The following is a 19093-nucleotide window of genomic DNA, read 5'->3' on the forward strand; positions in this document are numbered from 1 at the left end:
CAACTATTCGGAATCAACTTTTGTTCCCGGCAACTTTACGCCCGGTAGCCTTCGGAAGATAGAGCTTCCAGCAGACGTTCCAGGGCCGCGCCGCACGCAAGTGCGCGGATCTCCGCGCGGCTCCCTTCAAAGGAATAGGGGTACGACGTCGATCCCCCCGCAGTGGCGATGCCGATAAAGACAGTGCCCACGGCTTTGCCGTCGTGCGGTTCGGGCCCGGCCACGCCGGTGGTGGACACGCCGATGTCGGCGCCGCAGACGCGCCGCGCGCCGTCGGCCATGGCAGCGGCGACTTGGCCGTCCACGGAGCCGACGGCGTCGAGCAGCTCGCCGGGGACGCCCAGGACCTCAGCCTTGACCTTGTTGGCGTAGGACACCACGCCGCCCTGCAGCATCCCGGACGCGCCGGGCGTGTCGGCCAGCACGGCGGTGACCATCCCGGCGGTGAGGGACTCGGCAGTGGCGGCCGTCATTCCGCGGCCGAGGGCGCCGGTGACGGCCTGCTCCGCCAGGCGGTGCAGGTTGGGGTGCAGATGGGGGTCCGGATGGTTCATTGCTTGTTCTCCCTTACCCGTTCCTTCTCTGCCCTGATGCCGGCGGCCCGCAGCTTGAGGGCTTCGATGACGTATTCGCCGCCTGTCCATAGTGTGATGGCCAGCGCAGCCATCATCACGACGAACGCCACAACGCCCAGCCACGGGGCAAGGGATGCCAGCGGAAGGACGTACAGGAAGATGGCTACTGTCTGCACCACCGTCTTGAGCTTGCCGCCGCGCGAGGCCGGGATAACGCCGTAGCGGATGACATAGAACCGCAGCGCGGTGATGCCCCACTCCCGGACGAGGATCAGGATGGTGACCCACCACGGCAGTTCCTGGAGCAGCGAGAGCATGACCAGCGCGGAGCCGATCAGGAGCTTGTCGGCGATCGGGTCGGCGATCTTGCCAAAGTCGGTGACCAGGCCGCGGGACCGGGCGATGTCGCCGTCGAGCTTGTCAGTATAAATGGCTACCGCGAAAACGAAGGCGGCCGCCCAGCGCCAAGGGCCGTTCTGGGCCTGCAGTCCCGGAGCATCGAGGATGAGGAACCAAATGAAGAACGGCACCAGCACTATCCGCAGCATCGTCAGGATATTCGGCAGGTTCCAGATCCGCGAGGCGGATCCGGCGTTGGCTTTGGCGCTATTCACCTTCCTAGGCTACCCGCTTCGCACGCTACCGTCCGGTGAGCGACCAGGCGTCCTCTGAGCCGTCCTCGTCCGAGCCGCCGTCGGCGCCGTCGTGGTACTCGATCGCCTGGGTGCGGTTCTCAAGGTCGGCCGCCACGAGGTCCTCCGCGTAGCCGCCCTGGGCGATGTTCGCGTTGGCGTTATCGCTCAGGGCAGCGGTCTGCGAGTCAGCGGCCACCGGCCCATCCTGCCCCTTCATCGCGGCCAGCACGGCAGCGAGGTCGTCCGGCTTGACCAGCACGTCGCGCGCCTTGGATCCCTCGGAGGGCCCCACCACTCCCCTGGACTCGAGCAGGTCCATCAGGCGCCCGGCCTTCGCGAAGCCGACCCGGAGCTTGCGCTGCAGCATCGAGGTGGAACCGAACTGGGTGGTGACCACGAGCTCCGTGGCCTGGAGCAGGACCTCGAGATCGTCCCCGATGTCGTCGTCGATCTGCTTCTTCTGCGCCTCGGGCGCGACGTCGTCGCGGTAGACGGCCTTGAGCTGGCCCTTGACGTGCTCGACCACCTTGTGGATCTCCGACTCGGTGACCCAGGCACCCTGGACACGCATCGCCTTGGAGGCCCCCATCGGCAGGAACAGGGCATCGCCCTGGCCGATGAGTTTTTCGGCGCCCGGCTGGTCCAGGACCACCCGGGAGTCGGTGACGGAAGAGGTGGCGAAGGCCATGCGGGAGGGAACGTTCGCCTTGATCAGGCCGGTCACGACGTCGACCGACGGACGCTGGGTGGCCAGGACCAGGTGGATGCCGGCGGCGCGGGCCAGTTGGGTGATGCGGACAATCGAGTCTTCGACGTCGCGCGGGGCCACCATCATGAGGTCGGCGAGTTCGTCCACGATCACCAGCAGGTACGGATACGGCTTGATGACGCGCTTGGAATCGACCGGCGGGTGGACCTTGCCGGCCCGGACGGCCTTGTTGAAGTCGTCAATGTGCTTGAAGCCGTAATTGGCGAGGTCATCGTAGCGGGCGTCCATTTCCCGGACCACCCACTGCAGGGCCTCGGCCGCCTTTTTCGGGTTGGTGATGATCGGCGTGATGAGGTGCGGGACCCCTTCGTAGGCCGTGAGTTCCACGCGCTTGGGGTCCACCATGACCATGCGGACCTCGTCCGGGGTGGCCCGCATCAGGATCGAGGTGATCATGGAGTTCACGAACGAGGACTTGCCGGCTCCGGTGGCACCGGCCACGAGCAAGTGCGGCATCTTGGCCAGGTTGGCCACGACGTACCCGCCCTCGACGTCCTTGCCGACGCCCATGACCATGGGGTGGTCGGTGCGGCGGGCGTTCTGGCTGCGGAGCACGTCGCCGAGGGACACGGTTTCGCGGTCCGTGTTGGGGATTTCGATGCCGATGGCGGACTTGCCCGGGATGGGGCTCAGGATGCGCACATCCGAGCTGGCGACCGCATAGGAGATGTTCTTGGACAGGGCGGTGACCCGCTCCACCTTGGTGCCGGGGGACAGTTCGATCTCGTAGCGGGTCACTGTGGGGCCACGGCTGAAACCGGTGACCTGGGCCTCCACGTGGAACTGGTTGAGGGTCTCGGTGAGCGAGGCGACAATCGCGTCGTTGGCCTCGGTGCGTTCCTTGGGGATGGAACCGGGCGTCAGGACGTCCGACGCCGGCAGGGTGTAGGTGACGTCGCCGGCCAGGGAGAGCTGTTCGGTGCGCTGCGGAATCGGGGTGGGCAGCGGTGCCGGCGCCACCGGGTTGGAGGGGACCATGGCGGCGGCCGCGACGGCGCTTGGATTGAGGGAGCCGGCAGCCACCATCCCCGGGGTGACCAGCGGGATGGCCTCGGTGGCGTTTTCGCCAGCGGACCCTGTGCCGAGGCCCTGGGCGGCCTTGATCTTTTCGACGGCGATCTCGGCCTGGGTGGGACGGCGGACGCCGGGGGCGACGCCGGCCTGGTTCTTGGTGCCCTTCGCGCCCTTGGCGGGCGCTTCGTCGGCTGCTTCCTCAGCGTCGATGACCGCGCGCTCGAACGCTTCGTCGCCGACGTAGCCTTCCAGGCCGGACTCGTCGTCGTGGTCCTTGCCGAAGAGGCGCTTGCGCTTCTTCTTGGGCGGGGCCGGGGCGTCGTTCTCGTACAGGTAGCTGCGGTCGTGGCGGTCGCCGCCGTCGTCGTCCTGCAGGTCGATGCCCATCAGGTGCTCGTATCCGTCCCGCAGGCGGCCGGGGATGGCGCCGAAGGGGGTCGCGGTGACGATCAGCAGCGAGGTGAAGGCCAACAGGCCGTACACCGCCACGGGAACTGCAGTGTGCAGGGCGGCCAGCGGGGCGGCGGCGAGGTACCCGAGCATGCCGCCGGCCCTGCGCAGGCCGTCGAAGCCGTCGGCGACCGTCGGCTGGCCGCCGATGACGTGGGCCAGGCCGGAACCGGCGAACGTCATGATGAGGAAGCCGATGCCGATCCGGTTGTTGCCGCGGCCGTCGTCGGGCTGGCGGAACAGGCGGAACGCACAAATGAACAGCATGAGCGGCAGCAGCAGGGACATCCAGCCAAAGGTGCCGTTGACGATCGCGAAGACGAGGTCCGGGAACCAGCCCCGGAAACCCCACCATGCGAAGGTGGCGACAAAGACGCCCAGCGCCAGGTTGAACAGGGCGGCACCGTCGCGCCGGTCCTCCGGAGCGAGGTCGCTGACGTCGTGGCCGACCCGTCTGATGCCGGCGCCGATGACGTGGGCGATGCCCAGCCATGCACCGGCCAGCACCCGCACCAGCCAGGGCTGGTGCGGCTCAACTACGGCCAACTGCCGGGTCCGCGCTGTTCCGGTGGTTCCGCCCGCGGTTCCGCGCGGCCGGGCGGATTTGGATGCGGCGGGACTGGACCCCCGGCCGGGAGAACTGCCTGATTTGCCGCTTGAGTTTCCTCTAGGCGCGGAAGAAGTACGAGTCGCCATACTCGCCACGGTACCGGATGCCGGGCCGAAAACCCCGAATTTCCGGGCCGTCCGGGATCATGTTGCCGCCAGCGCCTACAGAAAAGCGGCCTCCCCCGCCTACCGCGGTGCTCAGGCTGCGGTTGGCCGGGAAGGCCGTTTACCAGGCATGCGCCCGGTTCGTGTGAAGGGCTTACGCCCGGTGAACCAACTGAGGCTTACGCCTCAAGGACCACCGGGATGATCATGGGCTTGCGGCGCAGTTTGCGGTTGACCCACGTGCCCACGACCCGGCGGACAACCTGCTGCAGCTGGTGCGTGGTGTGGTCCGTGCGGTTCAGCACGGCCTCTTCGAGGGCCTCGTTGATCTTGGGGATGATCTCGTCGAACACGGAATCATCCTCCGCCACGCCGCGGGCGTGGATCTCCGGCCCGGACACCACCTTGCCGGTGGCACGGTGGATAACGGTGATGATGGAGATGAAGCCCTCGTCGCCGAGAGTCTGGCGGTCCTTGAGGTCCGCTTCCGTGACTTCGCCGACGCTGGAGCCGTCAACGTAGACGAATCCGACCTCGACCTGGCCCACGATGTCGGCCTGGTGATCGCGAAGGTCGATCACGGTGCCGTTGTCCGCCAACAGGATGCTTTCCTCCGGCACTCCGGATTCGAGAGCGATCTTGCCGTTGGCGATCAGGTGGCGGGTTTCGCCGTGCACCGGCATGGCGTTGAGCGGCTCAAGGATGTTGTAGCAGTACAGCAGCTCGCCGGCGGCAGCGTGGCCGGAGACGTGCACCTTGGCGTTGCCCTTGTGGATAACGTCGGCGCCGAGCTTCAACAGGCCGTTGATGATGCGGAAGACCGCATTTTCGTTGCCCGGGATAAGGCTCGAGGCAAGGATGACGGTGTCGCCGTCGCCGACGACGACTCGGTGGTCGCCGTTGGCCATGCGGGACAGGGCGGCCATGGGCTCACCCTGGGAGCCGGTGGACATCAGCACAACCCGGTTGTCCGGCAGGTTGTCGATGTTCTTGATGTCGACCAGGATCCCGGCCGGCACCTCAAGGTAGCCCAGCTTCGCGGCGATGGCCATGTTCCGGACCATGGAGCGGCCCACAAAGGCAACCTTGCGGTTGTGGTTGGCGGCGGCGTCGAGGACCTGCTGGACGCGGTGCACGTGCGAGGAGAAGGAGGCGACGATGATGCGCTTGGAAGCCTGCCCAAACAGCCGGTCCAGGGTAGGTCCGATTTCTTTCTCGGCGGTGGTGAAGCCGGGAACGTCGGCATTGGTCGAATCAGACATGAACAAGTCCACGCCCTCTTCGCCGAGCTTTGCGAAGTGCCGGAGATCGGTGATGCGGCCATCCAGCGGCAACTGGTCCATCTTGAAGTCACCGGTGTGCAGGACGGTGCCGCCCGACGTGCGGATGAACACGGCCAGGGCGTCCGGGATGGAGTGGTTGACGGCGACGAACTCGCATTCGAAGGGCCCGAACTTCTCGACCTCGCCTTCAACGACGGTTTTCGTGTTCGGCTTGATCCGGTGTTCCTGCAGCTTGGCCTCGATGAGGGCCAGCGTGAGCTGCGAACCGACGACGGGAATGTCGGCGCGCAGGCGCAGGAGGTACGGGACGGCGCCGATGTGGTCTTCGTGACCGTGGGTCAGGACGACCGCGACGATGTCCTGGACACGGTTCTCGATGTAGGAGAAATCCGGCAGGATCAGGTCGACACCTGGCTGGGTCTCCTCGGGGAAGAGGACACCGCAGTCAACGATGAGGAGCTTGCCATCGATCTCGAAGACGGTCATGTTGCGACCGATTTCCCCGAGTCCGCCGAGCGGTACGATCCGCAGGGTGTTTTTCGGGAGGCGCGGCGGCGTGACAAGGCCGGGAAGGGCGGTTTGGGTCATAGTGCACTACTTTCCAGGCGGAGGCCGGGCTGGTTCTCAACGATCAGGAGTGACTCCGGATCAGGAAAAGACCATCCCCGCTTCCGCCAAATCCTCGCGGATGATTGCGATCTCGGCCTCGCCCGGCTCCACGAGGGGCAAACGGACAACCGAGTTGGGCAGGACTCCCTGCCACTTAAGAACCTGCTTGGCAGCGACAGCACCCTGAATGTGGGTCATCACTGCGCGGACCACGGGGTCCAGTTCGAAATGTATGGTGCGGGCGGTAGCAAAATCGCCTGCAAGTGCGGCATCGATCAGCGCGCGGAACTGCGGCGACGCGACGTGCGCGGAAACGCTGACCACCCCGACGGCGCCGGCAGCCATCCACGGCAGCGTGAGGCCGTCGTCGCCGGAGTAGACATCTATGTCGGTGTTCGCCAGAACGCGCGTAATGGCCGCGAAATCGGCCTTCGCATCCTTCAAGGCAACGATGTTGGGATGGTCGGCGAGCCGAATCATGGTCTCTGGCTCGATGGGCACGCCGGCGCGGCCGGGGATGTCGTACACCATGACCGGGAGGTCGGCGGCGTCGGCAACGGCCTCGACATGCGCCTGGATGCCGGCCTGGCTCGGCTTGTTGTAGTACGGCGTGACGATCAGCTGGCCGTGGGCTCCCGCCTTAGCGGCGCGCTTGGCCATCTCGATCGAGTGCGAAGTGTGGTTGGTCCCTGTTCCGGCGATGACCTTGGCGCGGTCGCCGACGGCCTCGACAATGACGCGGAAGAGCTTCTCTTTTTCGTCGTCTTCCAGGGTGGAGGTCTCACCCGTGGTGCCGGAGATGACGAGGGCGTCATTGCCTTCGTCGACGAGCTTGCTCGCCAGTTCCGCCGACTGCTGGTAGTCGACCTCACCGTCCGTTGTGAAAGGCGTGACCATGGCAGTCACGAGGGTCCCGAACGTGTAAGAGCGAATATCAGAGTCAGCCATATGAAAAACGTTACCTTGTCCGCGGCATGTTAGGACAATGGCGATGGTGTGACGAACGTCAAACTCGCCGGGCCGCACGTCACGTTTCCGCGGTCCGGCCGGACTCAGGGCCGCCGAAACCGCTCCAGAACGCTGTGCTGGAGGCTCACGGTCAATACCTCGGTGCCGGTGCCGGCCGACTGCCGGAGCGGAAGCCCATCAAGACCCCAGAAGCCGCTCAACCCGCAAGAGGGGCCGAGCCGCGTGGCGCCTGCCAGGTTCGCCAGGACGGAAAACATCCGGTTGTCCATGGCGCGGGCGCCAAGATGGAGTCCCAGCCGATGGTCTTCGCCAGCGGTGTAGAGAGCCGAGACAGAATAGATGTCCGCGCCGGCTGCCGCGGCCCATTCCGCGTGGCCGGGCCGGGCGGCGTCGAAGCAGATAGCCAAGGCGACCTTCCACCCGTCAATCTCCAAGATCACGGGTTGGCTGCCGGCCACGAAGAGATCCTGCTCCGAAGCGTGCAGGTGCGTCTTGAAGCTGGCCTCGATGACGCCTGCAGGGTGGACGGCGAGGGCGGCCAGCCGCGGCATGCCGTCTTCCTCCTTGAACGCGGCTCCGACCACGGCGGTGATTCCGGTACGCCGGCAGATTTCCCGGATGCCGTCCAGCCGCCCGTCAGCCGTACTCAGCCACTCCCCCGGCCCCTCCAGCAGGTCCAGCCGGTACCCCGTCAGGGACAGCTCAGGAAAGATGACCAGCCGGGCTCCGTGTGACTCGGCGTCTTCGATCAGCCGTATGTGCTCGGGCACATTGGCGGCAACGCCGCCGTCCAGGGCCTCGTATTGGATGGCGGACAGCGTCAGCGCGGTGATTGAGCCAGTAGTCACTCTGCCATCCTAGGCACCTCGTCTTTCGCCGGAGGGCGCCGATGGTGCCGAGCAATAGCGCCCGACGGCGGTTTCGCGAAGGACCTCCGCCCAGGCGGCCAGGCGCTGGGCCGCCCGCACGTAGTGGAACAGCTCTGTCGGAGTGAGGGCATCGAGGTCGGTCTCGGCCAGCCGCCGGGCCAGCTCCGCTCCCGGCGGCTGCACAGCCAGCGCCGTGCCCTCCTTGCCCCACTGGACGTCCTCGGCCGGCTCACCGGCGACCAAGCGCCGGAAGAGGAAGTCCACGACGCCCGGGCTCATGGCTTTGAGGACACCGGCCCCCGATTCGCCATCGCCCGCCCGCCCGCCGGGCGCGGTACTGGCCCGGTCAGGGTCCGAATGATCTGTGCCCGGAAATTGCCGACCTGCAGGTTCCCGACGTGTGATTTCGTGGCCTGTGAATTCCGGATTCAGGAAGGCGGGTTCTGGGGCGTTGTTCATGCGCCCATCGTATTCGAACATATATTCGAATTCAAGGCCCGTTCATGGCAAGGGCTCTGCGGCATTGCCTGGGTGGTGTGCCGCCGTTGATTGCCCCCGAGTTACATGGTTGTTGTTCCGTGGCGGCGTTCTATGGCGAGGATGGTGATGTCGATCGCGCCTGCGACGAGGCCGGTGTGGCTGATGCTTTCCCGCACTCGTTGTTGCACTTTTTCGGCGACGTGGAGGGCGGTGAAGGCAATGTCGGTGGCGATATAGAGGTGGACGCGTACGGTGCCGTCGCTGATTGTCGCGGTGACGCCGTCGTGCTGGTAGGTGCCGTTTTGGCTGCCGGGATGGCGGAGGTTTTGGAAGGCGGCGGGACCGAGCCGGGGCAGGAAGCCTTGGATGGTGGGTTCAAGTCTGAGGACTCCGGGTGTTTCCAGTGTGGTGCGGGTGGCGATGGAGGCGATGAGCTGACTGGTGATGACGGAGCCTTGGAGGAATTGGTCAGACATCGTAAAGGTCCTCGACGGTGATGTTGACGGTTCCGGCGCCAATACCGACGCTGGCCGGAATCGCGTTGCTGATCTCGTGGCGCAGCGCCTCCACTGTTCGGGGGATGACGATGCCCGGGGCGGCGGCAACCCGAAGATTAATGATGAGGCGAGGACCGGCATTGGTGGAGGTACCGGTCGGGTGGTCTTCATCGGCGGCGCTGGCAACGGCTGAGCCTAATTCGATGCTGCAGCGTCGTGAGTGGACACCGGGGATCGCTGCTGCCGCGGACCGGATGAGGGAGCTCAGGGCCTGTTCGCTGATCTCCGTAGTGCCGTTGTCTGCGCTGCGCAGGAGGATTCTGCTGCCGCGCGCGACTTTGGCGCGGGCCACGTCCATGATGGCGTTTTTGATCCCGGGACGGGGTTTCAGTGTGGGGTTGTGAAGGTCGCTTTCGCGCAGCGAACGGGTTGCTTTGCTGAGTCTTTGCAGCCGAGTTCTGGCAGTTTGGCATTGGTCGCACTGTTCTTCGTGTGCGGTGGGTGGCCGGTCGATCGCGCCCCAGATGCCGTCGATGCTACGGCCGCAGCCGAGCCGGGGGACGTCGTCTAGCGCCATTGGCTCATCCCTTCTGCTATCTGGTGCCGTGCCCGCGCGAGTGTGCCGCGAACTGCTGCCGGGCTTATCTTCAGTGTTACACCAATCTCGGCGTAACTGCGTCCGTGCATTTCCCGCAGCAGCCAGCATGCCCGCTGTACCGGCGGAAGAGTGTCCAGGACTGCGATCAGGCCATCCTGTTCGGCCGACCATTCAGCCTCTTGGGCAGGATCCAATGCGGCCCACACCGCGCGGCAGCCGGCTTCGGCAATGGTCTCCATGTCCTCCAAGTCCATGATGTTCTCGGCATGGGCGGACCGCTTGCGCAGCAGGTCCAGGCATTTGTTCGTTGCCAGCCGGTAGATCCAGCCACCGAAAGCATCGACATCAGCGAGCATGGGAAGACCGCGCCAACTCGTTGTCAGGGTCTCCTGCACGATGTCTTCGGCTTCACCGCGGTCGTTGAGCATCCGATAGGCCAGCCGAAAGAGTCTGTACTGATAGGTGAGCACCAGGTGTTCGAATGCCGCCAGGTCGCCGTCCTGGGCACGGGCGACGACACTCCCCTCGTCCAGGTCCGGTTCGAAGCCGGGGCCATGATCACCCATGCGCTGCCCATCCGTCCGGTTACATACCCGCCCCTGGCCCCAATATGCCACAGCCGGGCAACGCCGGGAACCGAACCGCGCTTCTGTTGCCCCGTGAGGAAAATAATCTGCGGCATCACGTGACGATTCCTGTCGGGCTTCGTCTTTATCGGTGTAAGCACGATTCCCCAGTCCCACGAGGAGATGTTTCCCATGACAGAGACACCCAGGACCCCCGGAGCTTCCAGCGGCGTCATGACCACACCCGAGGAGCAGAAGCAAGGCAGCGCGCTGGAACATCTGAAGGCGAGGGACGCACTGCACACCGATCGCGGCGACACCACGATCGAGGAAACCGTAGTGCAGAAGCTGGCTGGCATGGCCACCCGCGAGGTTCCCGGCGTGTTCGCCATGGGCAGTGCCGGCCGGCGCGCGTTCAGCGCCCTGACCGAACGCATTCCCGGGTCCCAGACCAATGTCAGCGGCGGCGTCAGCGTCGAAAAGGGCGAACGCCAGGCGGCCGTCGATGTGTCCATCATCATCGAGTACGGGTTCTCCGTGGTGGAGGTCAGCCAGGCCATCCGCCGCAACATCATTCAGTCCGTTGAGCGCGCCACCGGACTGGAAGTGCTCGAAGTGAACATCAATGTCACCGATGTCCACCTGCCCGACGACGACCACAGCGACCAGCAGGTCCAGAAGACCCAACTGCAGTAACCACCCGCCCAGTATCCTCCGCTAAGGGGAACGGGACGATGAGGAAAAGGATGGCTATGTCTACTACGCGTTGGTGCCTGACGATAGGTCTAGTTCTGGGAATCGTTCTGGGCTTTGGCGGTTGGCTGGCGCTGCTGGCCGCGGTGATCCTCGGATTCGTCGGCCTGCTGGTCGGTCGGGTCGCGGAAGGAAAACTCGATTTGCAGGCCCTGTTCGGTAGAGCATCGAGCCGATGATCCCGCAAGGAGCCCACGCCCTGCCCTTGCCCGGGGCCGGGGACGCCGGCGAGGACTTCGGCGAGACGGGCGCCCGGGGGCAGACCGTCATGGCGGCCAGGGTAATCGAGAAAATCGCCGCCCAGGTGGTCAGCGACGAATCATCCGCTGGCGGATTTCCGGGCATCGGACCCCGTGCTGGTTTCTCCGCCCGGCCGAAGGCATCCGTGGAACTCTCCGGGAACATTGCGACCTTAAGTGTGGAGGTCGGGATGCTGTATCCGGTGCCGTTACGCCAGGCCACCGAGGCCCTGCGCCGCCGGATCAGGACCAGGGTGACGGAGTTGACCGGAGTTGACGTCCGACAGATCGACATCAGGATCTCGTGGCTGAGCACCGGCGCCGACACCAACGGACGAAGGAAATTGCTGTGAGCAGGCACGAGCGAGGGTCCCCGCACCTGCGGCACCGTCCCAGCCGCGCCGTCCCGGCACTCATCGCCGGTATCCTGCTCCTGGCCGTCGGCGTCGCCCTGGTCTGGCTGGCCATCAGCCGGCTGGTCAACGGCACGTGGCCCGCCCTGCTGCAGGGACCACGCGACTGGCTCGCCGCGCTGGCGTGGAACGACCCCGCCGTACGGCAGATCGGGATAGCGGCCATCGTGGCAGGGGGGATCCTGTTACTGTGCGCCGTCATTCCCGGAGGGTTCAGTGCCCTCTCGATCGATGATTCCGGCACTACCGGCGCCGGAGATGGGGTGCGGCCGGTGCAAGAGCAGGAAACTGTGATGACCCGCCGTGCCGTAGCCCGCCTGGCGAAAGCCCGGTGCCTGCAGATCGACGGCGTAGACACGGCCGCAGCGACAGCCACCACCGGGCGCGTACGCCTGAGCGTGAAGACTTACCTGCACGAGCCAGGGGACCTGCACACCAGGATCACCGACGCTGTCCGCGCCCGCCTGGAAGAAACCGGGCTCTCCCCAGTTCCTCAGGTTACCGCCACGGTCCGGTCCAGAGATTAAGACCATTCGCGCGCCCACCCGCAGCGACTATTTGAAGGATGGTTTCCGATGAGACAGACCGCAGGAACCCTGAACCGAATCGGGCTGTCAGTTCTCGGCATCCTTGTCCTAGCCGCCGGCACCGCGATGCTCCTCCAGGCCAACGGGACGCTGCAGGCTCTTTTCAACACTGCCCCCGCTTGGAAGTCCGTCGTCACTGGTGATCTGTCCGCGCTCTTCGCGCCGCCGTGGGTGGCGGCCATCATACTGATCATCGGAGTCATCATCGGCGTGCTGGGGCTGCTGTGGATCATCGCCCAGATCCCAAGGAAAAACAGGGCAGGCGTGTATCGCCTCCATGACGACGGCAGTAAGGAATTCACCGTCTGCGACCCGTCCGTCCTCGCCGCCGTCGTCGAAAACCGGATCAACACCCTGCCGGGTGTCGTGACTTCCGCGGCCATGCTGCGAGGAACAGCCAGAGCCCCCGACCTGACCCTGAAGGTGACGGTCAATGATAGGGCCGACGTCCGGGACCTCATCCACAGCATCCAAACATCCACCCTGCCGGATCTCTCCGCCGCCCTGGAGGCGCCGCTGCAGCGCAGCCGGCTGCAGATCGAGATCAGCGGACGAAGCCAAAGCACCGGAACCGTTGTGCATTCCACCGGCACCGTCGTCCACTAGCAACTGATTCTTCCCTCAGACAAGGCGGCGTTAAGGCCGCCGGTCAGCCCATCAACGGACGCGGTTCCCTTAGGCAGGTGCAAGTACCAGTCGTGCCCGGCCGGACATGAGACGATCACATGATGACCGCGCGCGGAACGACCACTGCTTCCCGGACCGTCAAGGGCACCGCCTCCGGCACCCGGCTGGCCGGCATTGACGCCGCACGCGGGCTGGCGCTGCTGGCCATGATGGCCACCCACGTACTGGCCACCTTTGAGTCGGACTCGCAACTCACGCCCACCTGGATCGGGCTTGCGTTTTCCGGACGGGCAGCCGCGCTGTTCGCCGTGCTGGCCGGCGTCGGCCTCGCCCTGTCCACGGGGAAGCAGCAGCCCCTCCAAGGCTCCGAACTCTGGGCGGCCCGCCGGGGTATCGCCCTACGGGCGCTCGTGATCGGCGCCGTCGGGCTCTCCCTGGGCGGCCTGAAAGTCAACATCGCCATCATTTTGGTCCACTATGCCCTCCTGTTCCTGTGCGTGCTGCCTTTTGTTGGGCTCGGGGTGAAACGCCTGCTGATGCTGGCCGCCGCCTGGATCCTGGCAACCCCGGTCCTGGCCTTCCTGCTGCGGCCCTGGCTGCTGTCCGCCGATCCGCCCCTGCGGCTGGGGCACAACCCGGGCTGGGAGGACCTGGCCACCCCGGACAGACTGCTTGGCGACCTCTTCCTCACGGGTTACTACCCCGTACTGCAGTGGATCGCCTATCTCCTGGTGGGGCTCGCGATCGGCCGGATGGCGCTGTCGAAAGCAGCTGCGCCCTTCCTGCTGTTGGCCGCCGGAACGGTGGTGGCCATCGTTTCCAAGTGGCTGGGGATAGTCATGATGGAGGACTGGGGCGGCAGGCAGGCGCTGGAAGCGCAGATCGGCGATCCCACCTACCCGCTGGCGAGCCTGCTGCAGGTCAACCTTGCCGGCGTCAACCAGTCTGGCTCGGCGTGGTGGCTGGCTTCCAGCGCACCGCATGCCGGCACCACACTGGATCTGCTGCACACCTTGGGGACGGCGTCCGCCGTGATCGGCGCGTGTCTCCTGCTCGGCAGGCTGGGCAACTGGTTGGAACTTGACCTGCTGCTCCCGCTGCGCGGAGCCGGGGCCATGACATTAAGCCTCTACACGGCGCATCTGTGCATCATGGGGGCCCTGCACGGCCAGCCACTGCTGCCCGGCTGGACTGTGGAGGGTGTGTACTGGGCGCAGTTCATCGGAGTGCTGGTGACAGGCGCGGTTTTCGCGGCACTGGCATGGCGCGGACCATTGGAGTGGGTAACTCATGCGGCCAACCAGGCGGGCAGCTACCAGTCGGCTCACGTCCGCCAGTCTCCCCGCTTCCGCTAGCCTCCGCCGGCGTTCACTGAGCGAGGCACGCCACAGAGACGCCACAGAGACGCCACAGAGACGCCACAGCCGGACCCGGCGGGGCTCAGCAGCCGGCCACGAGTTGCTGGGGTTTCTGCGCTCCAGGGCTCCTGCTTTCTAGCTCTCCTGCACCTACGACTCCTGCTCCCCGGCGCGGAACATCCGCACGGCGTCGCGCATGGAGGCGCGGGCCCGCTTGCGGTCTCCGGCGGCATCGTAGGCACAGCTGAGCCGGAACCAGGAACGCCAGTCCTCTGGGGCGGCTTCGGCCTCAGCGCGGTACTTCTCAAATTCGAGGTCGGCGGCTTCGCGAATGATCCGGCCGGCGGGCGTGCGCGGCAGGGTGTCCTCGGGCAGGCCCCCCTCGGCTTGGAGGATCTTCGCCAAGCGCTCCGTCCGGGCCCCAAACAGCAGCTCCCGGATCATGGCCCAGGCGCCGATGACCGGCAACACCAGGTAAGCGGCTCCGATCGCCTTCGCCACGAGGTTGGGGTCCGACATCAGGAGCACGGAACGTTGAAGGGACACCACCAGGTAGAACACGAGCAGCAGCGTGACGGCCCCCACCCAGATCTTCGTGCGGTTGGCTTTCAGTGCTGTCAAGGCGGCGGACATCGGGCTCAGAGCCCCAGGTCCAGGTAGCCGTCGAGTCCCACGGTGAGCCCGGGGTGCGCGGCGACGTTGCGGATCCCCAGCAGCACTCCGGGCATGAAGGAGGCGCGGTCGAAGGAGTCGTGGCGAATGGTCAGCTGCTCCCCCGGCCCGCCCAGCAGGACCTCCTGATGCGCGACGAGACCGCTGAGCCGGACACTGTGGACCCGGATGCCGTCGATGTCCGTGCCGCGGGCGCCCGCGAGCTCCGTGGTGGTGGCGTCCGGGCTGGAAGGGACGCCGGCGTCGGTGCGCTCGGCTGAGATCAGCTGCGCCGTGCGCACAGCGGTGCCGGAGGGGGCATCAACCTTGTCCGGGTGGTGCAGTTCAATGATTTCGACGGACTCGAAGTACTTGGACGCTTTGGCGGCGAAGGCGGAGGCAAGGACCGAGCCGAGGGCGAAGTTGGGGGCGATGAGGACGCCGACGCCGGGCCGGCCGGAGAGGAGTTCCTGCAGCTCCGCGAGCCGCCCGGCGTCCCAGCCGGTGGTGCCGACCACGGCGTGCATGCCGTGCTCGACGGCGAAGCGGACGTTCGCCTCGGTGCTTTCCGGGACGGTCAGGTCCACCACGATCTGCGCCCCGGAGCTGACCAGCGTGTCGAGGGAGTCATTGCGGCCAAGGGCCGCGACGAGGTTCAGGTCCGCGGCGGCGTCGATGGCCTTTACGGCCTCTTCGCCCATGCGCCCGTTGGCGCCCAACACGGCGACTGAGAGTTGTTCGATCATGCCATCAACCCTACCGCCGGGGGCGTTGCGTTCCGGAACCGGCGGCCTTGGGTTACAGGCCCGCCGCCCGGACAGCCTGATCGCTAGGAAGCCTCCGCACCGTCCCGCGACGCCACGGACGCCACGGAACCACCCGACACCACAGCAGCCCCGCACCTGTCAGGCTGGATTGACGGAGAGGGCGTGTCAATCTAGACTGACAGGCATGGAGACCGACGACCTGTCCGCGCAGATTCATTCACTTGACCCCGCTATCGGCCTGCGGGCGGTCGGCGCCCTGCATCGCCTGGCAGAACAGGTCGAGGCCGCGCAGGTGCGAGCTGCCCGACACCAGGGATGGACCTGGGAGCAGATCGGTGACGCCTTGGGCGTCTCGCGGCAGTCCGTTCACGCAAAATACCGAGAGTGAGATCGCGATGTTCGAACGATTTTCAGACGACACCCGTAAGATCCTTGGCTTTGCGATGGAAGAGGCCCGCTACAGCGGCGACAAGCGGCTGGGTACGGACCATCTGCTGCTAGGGACGCTTCACGATCCCGGTCCGGCCGGCATTCTTGGTGTCACGCTCGATCAGGCAAGGGCAGCGGCAGCGGCGCTAGACCGCAGAGCACTCGCGTCAATCGGCATAGATACCCAAGGCTTTGAACGCGTCACCATGCCCGGGCGGGGGAAAAAGCCGCCCTTCAGTTCAGGTGCCCGGTCGGTAATGGAAGGCATGCTCCGGTACGCCATGGACCAGAAGTCACGACAGATCACCACCGCGAATCTTCTGTTGTCGCTGCTGGACCGCGAAGAACATGATCCGGCGGCCGCGCTCCTCAACGAACTGGGGGTGGACCGGGCCGAGGTCCGGCGCAGGGTCGTTTCCTTCTGATCGCGAGCCGGCTACTCCTGATCGCGCGCCGGCTCGCTGCCTACTCCCCCGCCCCGACCCACTCCACACTGCCGTCGGCGAAAAACTGTTCCTTCCAGATCGGCACCTGGGCCTTGATCCGGTCCACGAGTTCGGCACAGACCTCGAAGGCCTGGCCGCGGTGGGCCGCGGAGACGGCGCAGACCAGGGCAGGGTCGCCGATCTCCAGCATGCCGATCCGGTGGGCCGCCCAGATCCGCACGGGCTGCTGCTGTTCCCCGGCGCCCTCGGCACCGGCGCCGCCGCCATCCGGGGATCCGCCGGAAGCGTGGCCGCCGGCCGGGACCGAGTGCTCCGCCACGAGCCCGGCGACGACGTCGGCCATCACCTGGTGCGCCGTCGGGTGGGCGCTGTAGCTGAGCCGGGAAACCTGCTTGCCGCCGTCGTGGTTGCGGACGACGCCGCTGAAGCTGACAACCGCTCCTGCGGTGTCCGACTCGACCGCCGCGATGGCCTGCTCCACGGAAATCGGTTCGGCGCTCAGCACGGCGTGCACGATTTCAAATCCGGTTTCAGTGCCCATGGCTGCCTTCCAGCTGGTCGCAAAGATGTCCAAGAATGGGGTCCAGCACGCCCAGGCCGTCCATCACGCCTTTCGGGGATCCGGGGAGGTTTACGATGAAGGTCTGGCCGGCCGCGCCCGCGTGGCCCCGGCTGAGCATGGCCATCGGCGTCTTGGTTGCCCCAGCGCTCCGGATGCCCTCCATGATGCCCGGGATTTCCCGGTCCAGCAGGGGCAGGGTCTGCTCAGGCGTCGCGTCGGTGGGGCTCAGTCCTGTGCCCCCGCTGGTGATGATGACGGCGGGCTGCTGGCTCAGCAGGGCCCTCAGCGCGGCCCCGACAGGCGCCCCGTCCGGCACCACCATGGCGGGAAACGGCTCAAAGCCGTGTTCGGTGAGCCAATCGATGATGACAGGACCGGTGAGGTCTTCATAAATTCCGGCGGCCGCTCGGGTGGAGGCGATCACGACGCCGGCCTTTCGGCCCGTGGCGTCGCCGTGGCGGTGCGGTTCGGGCATGTTCATAGGATCCAGTCCCCGCTCTTGCCGCCGCTTTTGGCGAGCACTTTGATGTCGGTCAGGACTGCGTGCTTGTCCACGGCCTTGATCATGTCGTACACGCTCAGTGCCGCGACCGACGCAGCGGTCAGCGCCTCCATTTCGACCCCGGTGACGCCGCGGGTCTTGACCGTGGCAAAGACCGTCACGGAGTCGGCGTCGAGCTCAAAATCGATCGTGACCTTGGCGATGGGCAACGGGTGGCACAGCGGGATGAGGTCTGGCGTCTTCTTGGCCGCCATGATCCCGGCGATGCGGGCAACGGCCAGGGCGTCGCCCTTCGGGAGCTCGCCGCCGCCGAGGAGGGCAAGGACCTCGGCCGTGCTGCGGACGGTCGCGGTGGCTGTGGCCTCCCGCGTGGACTGCGCCTTGTTGGACACATCCACCATCTGGGCCGTGCCGTCGTGGCGGAGGTGGGTCAGGCGGGGGTGGTCCGCCGCGGTGTTGGCCGCTGGTGCGGCATCCGCTTCAGGGGTTTCTGCTTCATTCACAAGATCCATACTTCCACTTCGTCGCCCGCTGCGAGTGCCCCAGTCCCCTCGGGAACGTGGACCAGGGCATTGGAGCGGGCCAGGGCATGGACCAAGTGCGAGCCCGCACCGCCCTCCAGCCGGACCGTACCGTCCGGAGCCAGCGTGCCGCGCCGGACCTGGTGCTTGCCCGGCGGGGAGGTCAGCGGCTCGGCGAGGCGCGCGCGCACGGCCGGCCGGACCGCCGGAGCGCCGAACAGCTCCGTGAGGACCGGGCGCAGGAACATCTCAAAGGACACGAGGCAGCTCACCGGATTGCCGGGGAATCCCAGCACAGGAACACCGTCGAAGCTGCCGATCCCCTGCGGTCCGCCCGGCTGCATCGCCACGGCGCCGAACTCGACGTCGTGCCCCGCCATCGCCTGCCGCACCACCTCATAGGCACCCTTGCTGACCCCGCCGGTGGTGACGATCAGGTCCACGCCGGGGCCATGCCGGCGCAGCAACGCGGCGAGCTCCTCCGGCTGGTCCGTGGAGACGCCGGTCCGGGTGACCCGGAGCCCGGCCTGGCGCATGGCGGACTCGAGCAGCGTGCCGTTGGAGTCGAAGATCTTGCCCGGTCCCAGCGGGTTGCCCGGTTCGACCACTTCGTCGCCGGTGGTGACCAGGAGCACCCGGAGGCGGAAACGGACGGGCGCATCCGTGTAGCCCATGGCCGCCAGCAGTCCCAGCTGGCCGGGGCCCAGGAAGGTCCCCGCAGCGAGGGCGAGCTCGCCGGAGCGGATGTCGCTGCCGGCGTCGCGCACAAACGTTCCCGCAGCCGCGGCCGGCAGGTGGACCGTGGCGGGCTCCCCGGGCGGGGGGAAGGAATCGGGCACGGCCTGTTCAATGGGCACGACGGCGTCGGCGCCGGCCGGCATCATCGCGCCGGTCATGATCGGGGCGGCCGTGCCGGCGGCCAGTGCGGCCGGTGCGGCACCGGCCGGGACGGGCGCGACGACGCGCAGTTCGGTGCCGCCGTCGGGGACGTCGCCGCTGCGGATCGCGAAGCCGTCCATCTGCGAGTTGGCAAAGGGGGGAAGGTCCAGCGGCGCCAGGATGTCGGCGGCGAGCCCCCGGTTCAAGGCTTCGAACAATGGAAGCTGTTCCACCCGCTCCTCGGTGCGGAGCGGGGCCAGCAGGGCGCGCACCTTGTCCCGGTGCGCTTGAACGCTGACGTGCCTTGTCTCGGTGCGGTGCATGCGTTTCC

Annotated in this window: 24 protein-coding genes; 8 read left to right on the forward strand and 16 right to left on the reverse strand. The window is 66.6% G+C overall.

Annotation, left to right across the window (positions count from 1 at the left end):
- Positions 1 to 35 precede the first annotated feature (35 nt).
- From AC1DKQ_RS06850 to AC1DKQ_RS06895, 10 genes are all read right to left on the reverse strand, one after another.
- On the reverse strand, positions 36 to 554 hold the full coding sequence (locus AC1DKQ_RS06850; protein WP_476883902.1) for a CinA family protein: 519 nt from the start codon (positions 552 to 554) through the stop codon (positions 36 to 38).
- Positions 551 to 1189 (reverse strand): CDP-diacylglycerol--glycerol-3-phosphate 3-phosphatidyltransferase, encoded by a 639-nt coding sequence (pgsA, locus tag AC1DKQ_RS06855; protein WP_476883903.1) that lies wholly within the window; start codon positions 1187 to 1189, stop codon positions 551 to 553. The genes AC1DKQ_RS06850 and pgsA overlap by 4 nt, the downstream gene beginning before the upstream one ends.
- Positions 1190 to 1214: 25 nt before the next feature.
- A complete protein-coding gene (locus AC1DKQ_RS06860; protein ID WP_476918499.1) occupies positions 1215 to 4139 on the reverse strand; it encodes an FtsK/SpoIIIE family DNA translocase in 2925 nt (974 codons plus the stop codon).
- Positions 4140 to 4336: 197 nt separating this feature from the next.
- Positions 4337 to 6028 (reverse strand): ribonuclease J, encoded by a 1692-nt coding sequence (locus AC1DKQ_RS06865; protein WP_476918500.1) that lies wholly within the window; start codon positions 6026 to 6028, stop codon positions 4337 to 4339.
- A gap of 60 nt (positions 6029 to 6088) precedes the next feature.
- Complete coding sequence (gene dapA / locus AC1DKQ_RS06870) at positions 6089 to 6997, reverse strand: 4-hydroxy-tetrahydrodipicolinate synthase (protein WP_476883906.1); 909 nt, start codon at positions 6995 to 6997, stop codon at positions 6089 to 6091.
- A gap of 104 nt (positions 6998 to 7101) precedes the next feature.
- Positions 7102 to 7866, reverse strand: a complete 765-nt coding sequence (locus tag AC1DKQ_RS06875) for a carbon-nitrogen hydrolase family protein (RefSeq protein WP_476918501.1) — start codon at positions 7864 to 7866, stop codon at positions 7102 to 7104.
- Positions 7867 to 7875: 9 nt separating this feature from the next.
- Entirely contained in the window at positions 7876 to 8346 is a 471-nt protein-coding gene (locus AC1DKQ_RS06880; RefSeq protein ID WP_476918502.1) for a hypothetical protein, read from the reverse strand.
- Between the two features lie 101 nt (positions 8347 to 8447).
- Positions 8448 to 8843 carry an Asp23/Gls24 family envelope stress response protein gene (locus AC1DKQ_RS06885; RefSeq protein ID WP_476918503.1) on the reverse strand — a complete coding sequence of 132 codons (396 nt, stop codon included), beginning with the start codon at positions 8841 to 8843 and terminating at the stop codon, positions 8448 to 8450.
- On the reverse strand, positions 8836 to 9441 hold the full coding sequence (locus AC1DKQ_RS06890; RefSeq protein ID WP_476883910.1) for an Asp23/Gls24 family envelope stress response protein: 606 nt from the start codon (positions 9439 to 9441) through the stop codon (positions 8836 to 8838). Before AC1DKQ_RS06890 ends, AC1DKQ_RS06885 begins: the two co-directional genes overlap by 8 nt.
- Complete coding sequence (locus AC1DKQ_RS06895; RefSeq protein ID WP_476918504.1) at positions 9432 to 10028, reverse strand: RNA polymerase sigma factor; 597 nt, start codon at positions 10026 to 10028, stop codon at positions 9432 to 9434. Before AC1DKQ_RS06895 ends, AC1DKQ_RS06890 begins: the two co-directional genes overlap by 10 nt.
- A gap of 234 nt (positions 10029 to 10262) precedes the next feature.
- Between AC1DKQ_RS06895 and AC1DKQ_RS06900 the strand changes: the two genes are divergently transcribed.
- From AC1DKQ_RS06900 to AC1DKQ_RS06925, 6 genes are all read left to right on the forward strand, one after another.
- The gene (locus tag AC1DKQ_RS06900; protein ID WP_476884028.1) at positions 10263 to 10724 is read left to right on the forward strand and encodes an Asp23/Gls24 family envelope stress response protein; all 462 of its coding nucleotides are present in this window, start codon (positions 10263 to 10265) and stop codon (positions 10722 to 10724) included.
- A gap of 56 nt (positions 10725 to 10780) precedes the next feature.
- Positions 10781 to 10960 (forward strand): hypothetical protein, encoded by a 180-nt coding sequence (locus tag AC1DKQ_RS06905; RefSeq protein WP_091558811.1) that lies wholly within the window; start codon positions 10781 to 10783, stop codon positions 10958 to 10960.
- Positions 10957 to 11373 carry an Asp23/Gls24 family envelope stress response protein gene (locus AC1DKQ_RS06910; protein ID WP_476918505.1) on the forward strand — a complete coding sequence of 139 codons (417 nt, stop codon included), beginning with the start codon at positions 10957 to 10959 and terminating at the stop codon, positions 11371 to 11373. Before AC1DKQ_RS06905 ends, AC1DKQ_RS06910 begins: the two co-directional genes overlap by 4 nt.
- Positions 11370 to 11960, forward strand: a complete 591-nt coding sequence (locus AC1DKQ_RS06915; RefSeq protein ID WP_476918506.1) for a DUF6286 domain-containing protein — start codon at positions 11370 to 11372, stop codon at positions 11958 to 11960. The genes AC1DKQ_RS06910 and AC1DKQ_RS06915 overlap by 4 nt, the downstream gene beginning before the upstream one ends.
- A 48-nt stretch (positions 11961 to 12008) precedes the next feature.
- On the forward strand, positions 12009 to 12626 hold the full coding sequence (locus AC1DKQ_RS06920) for a hypothetical protein (protein ID WP_476918507.1): 618 nt from the start codon (positions 12009 to 12011) through the stop codon (positions 12624 to 12626).
- A 122-nt stretch (positions 12627 to 12748) separates the two neighbouring features.
- Positions 12749 to 14002: a heparan-alpha-glucosaminide N-acetyltransferase domain-containing protein gene (locus tag AC1DKQ_RS06925; RefSeq protein ID WP_476918647.1), complete on the forward strand. Its 1254-nt coding sequence runs from the start codon at positions 12749 to 12751 to the stop codon at positions 14000 to 14002.
- 153 nt (positions 14003 to 14155) lie between these two features.
- On the opposite strand, the gene AC1DKQ_RS06930 is transcribed toward AC1DKQ_RS06925, so the two are convergent.
- Together AC1DKQ_RS06930 and dapB are read right to left on the reverse strand one after the other, a co-directional pair.
- Entirely contained in the window at positions 14156 to 14638 is a 483-nt protein-coding gene (locus AC1DKQ_RS06930; RefSeq protein ID WP_476918508.1) for a hypothetical protein, read from the reverse strand.
- 5 nt (positions 14639 to 14643) lie between these two features.
- The gene (dapB, locus tag AC1DKQ_RS06935) at positions 14644 to 15402 is read right to left on the reverse strand and encodes a 4-hydroxy-tetrahydrodipicolinate reductase (protein ID WP_476918509.1); all 759 of its coding nucleotides are present in this window, start codon (positions 15400 to 15402) and stop codon (positions 14644 to 14646) included.
- Positions 15403 to 15607: 205 nt separating this feature from the next.
- Here dapB and AC1DKQ_RS06940 point away from each other — a divergent pair, with 205 nt between their 5' ends.
- Positions 15608 to 15811: a hypothetical protein gene (locus AC1DKQ_RS06940; RefSeq protein ID WP_476918510.1), complete on the forward strand. Its 204-nt coding sequence runs from the start codon at positions 15608 to 15610 to the stop codon at positions 15809 to 15811.
- Between the two features lie 7 nt (positions 15812 to 15818).
- A complete protein-coding gene (locus AC1DKQ_RS06945; RefSeq protein WP_476918511.1) occupies positions 15819 to 16277 on the forward strand; it encodes a Clp protease N-terminal domain-containing protein in 459 nt (152 codons plus the stop codon).
- A 40-nt stretch (positions 16278 to 16317) separates the two neighbouring features.
- Here the strand turns inward: AC1DKQ_RS06945 and AC1DKQ_RS06950 are convergent, their stop codons facing one another.
- The 4 genes from AC1DKQ_RS06950 to AC1DKQ_RS06965 are packed head-to-tail and all read right to left on the reverse strand — an operon-like array spanning position 16318 to position 19085.
- Entirely contained in the window at positions 16318 to 16839 is a 522-nt protein-coding gene (locus AC1DKQ_RS06950; RefSeq protein ID WP_476918512.1) for a molybdenum cofactor biosynthesis protein MoaE, read from the reverse strand.
- Entirely contained in the window at positions 16829 to 17341 is a 513-nt protein-coding gene (locus tag AC1DKQ_RS06955; protein WP_377988368.1) for a MogA/MoaB family molybdenum cofactor biosynthesis protein, read from the reverse strand. Before AC1DKQ_RS06955 ends, AC1DKQ_RS06950 begins: the two co-directional genes overlap by 11 nt.
- A complete protein-coding gene (gene moaC / locus AC1DKQ_RS06960) occupies positions 17338 to 17874 on the reverse strand; it encodes a cyclic pyranopterin monophosphate synthase MoaC (protein WP_476918513.1) in 537 nt (178 codons plus the stop codon). Before moaC ends, AC1DKQ_RS06955 begins: the two co-directional genes overlap by 4 nt.
- On the reverse strand, positions 17862 to 19085 hold the full coding sequence (locus AC1DKQ_RS06965; RefSeq protein ID WP_476918514.1) for a molybdopterin molybdotransferase MoeA: 1224 nt from the start codon (positions 19083 to 19085) through the stop codon (positions 17862 to 17864). Before AC1DKQ_RS06965 ends, moaC begins: the two co-directional genes overlap by 13 nt.
- Positions 19086 to 19093: the final 8 nt, after the last annotated feature.

Source organism: Arthrobacter sp. 05L421 (assembly GCF_056397785.1).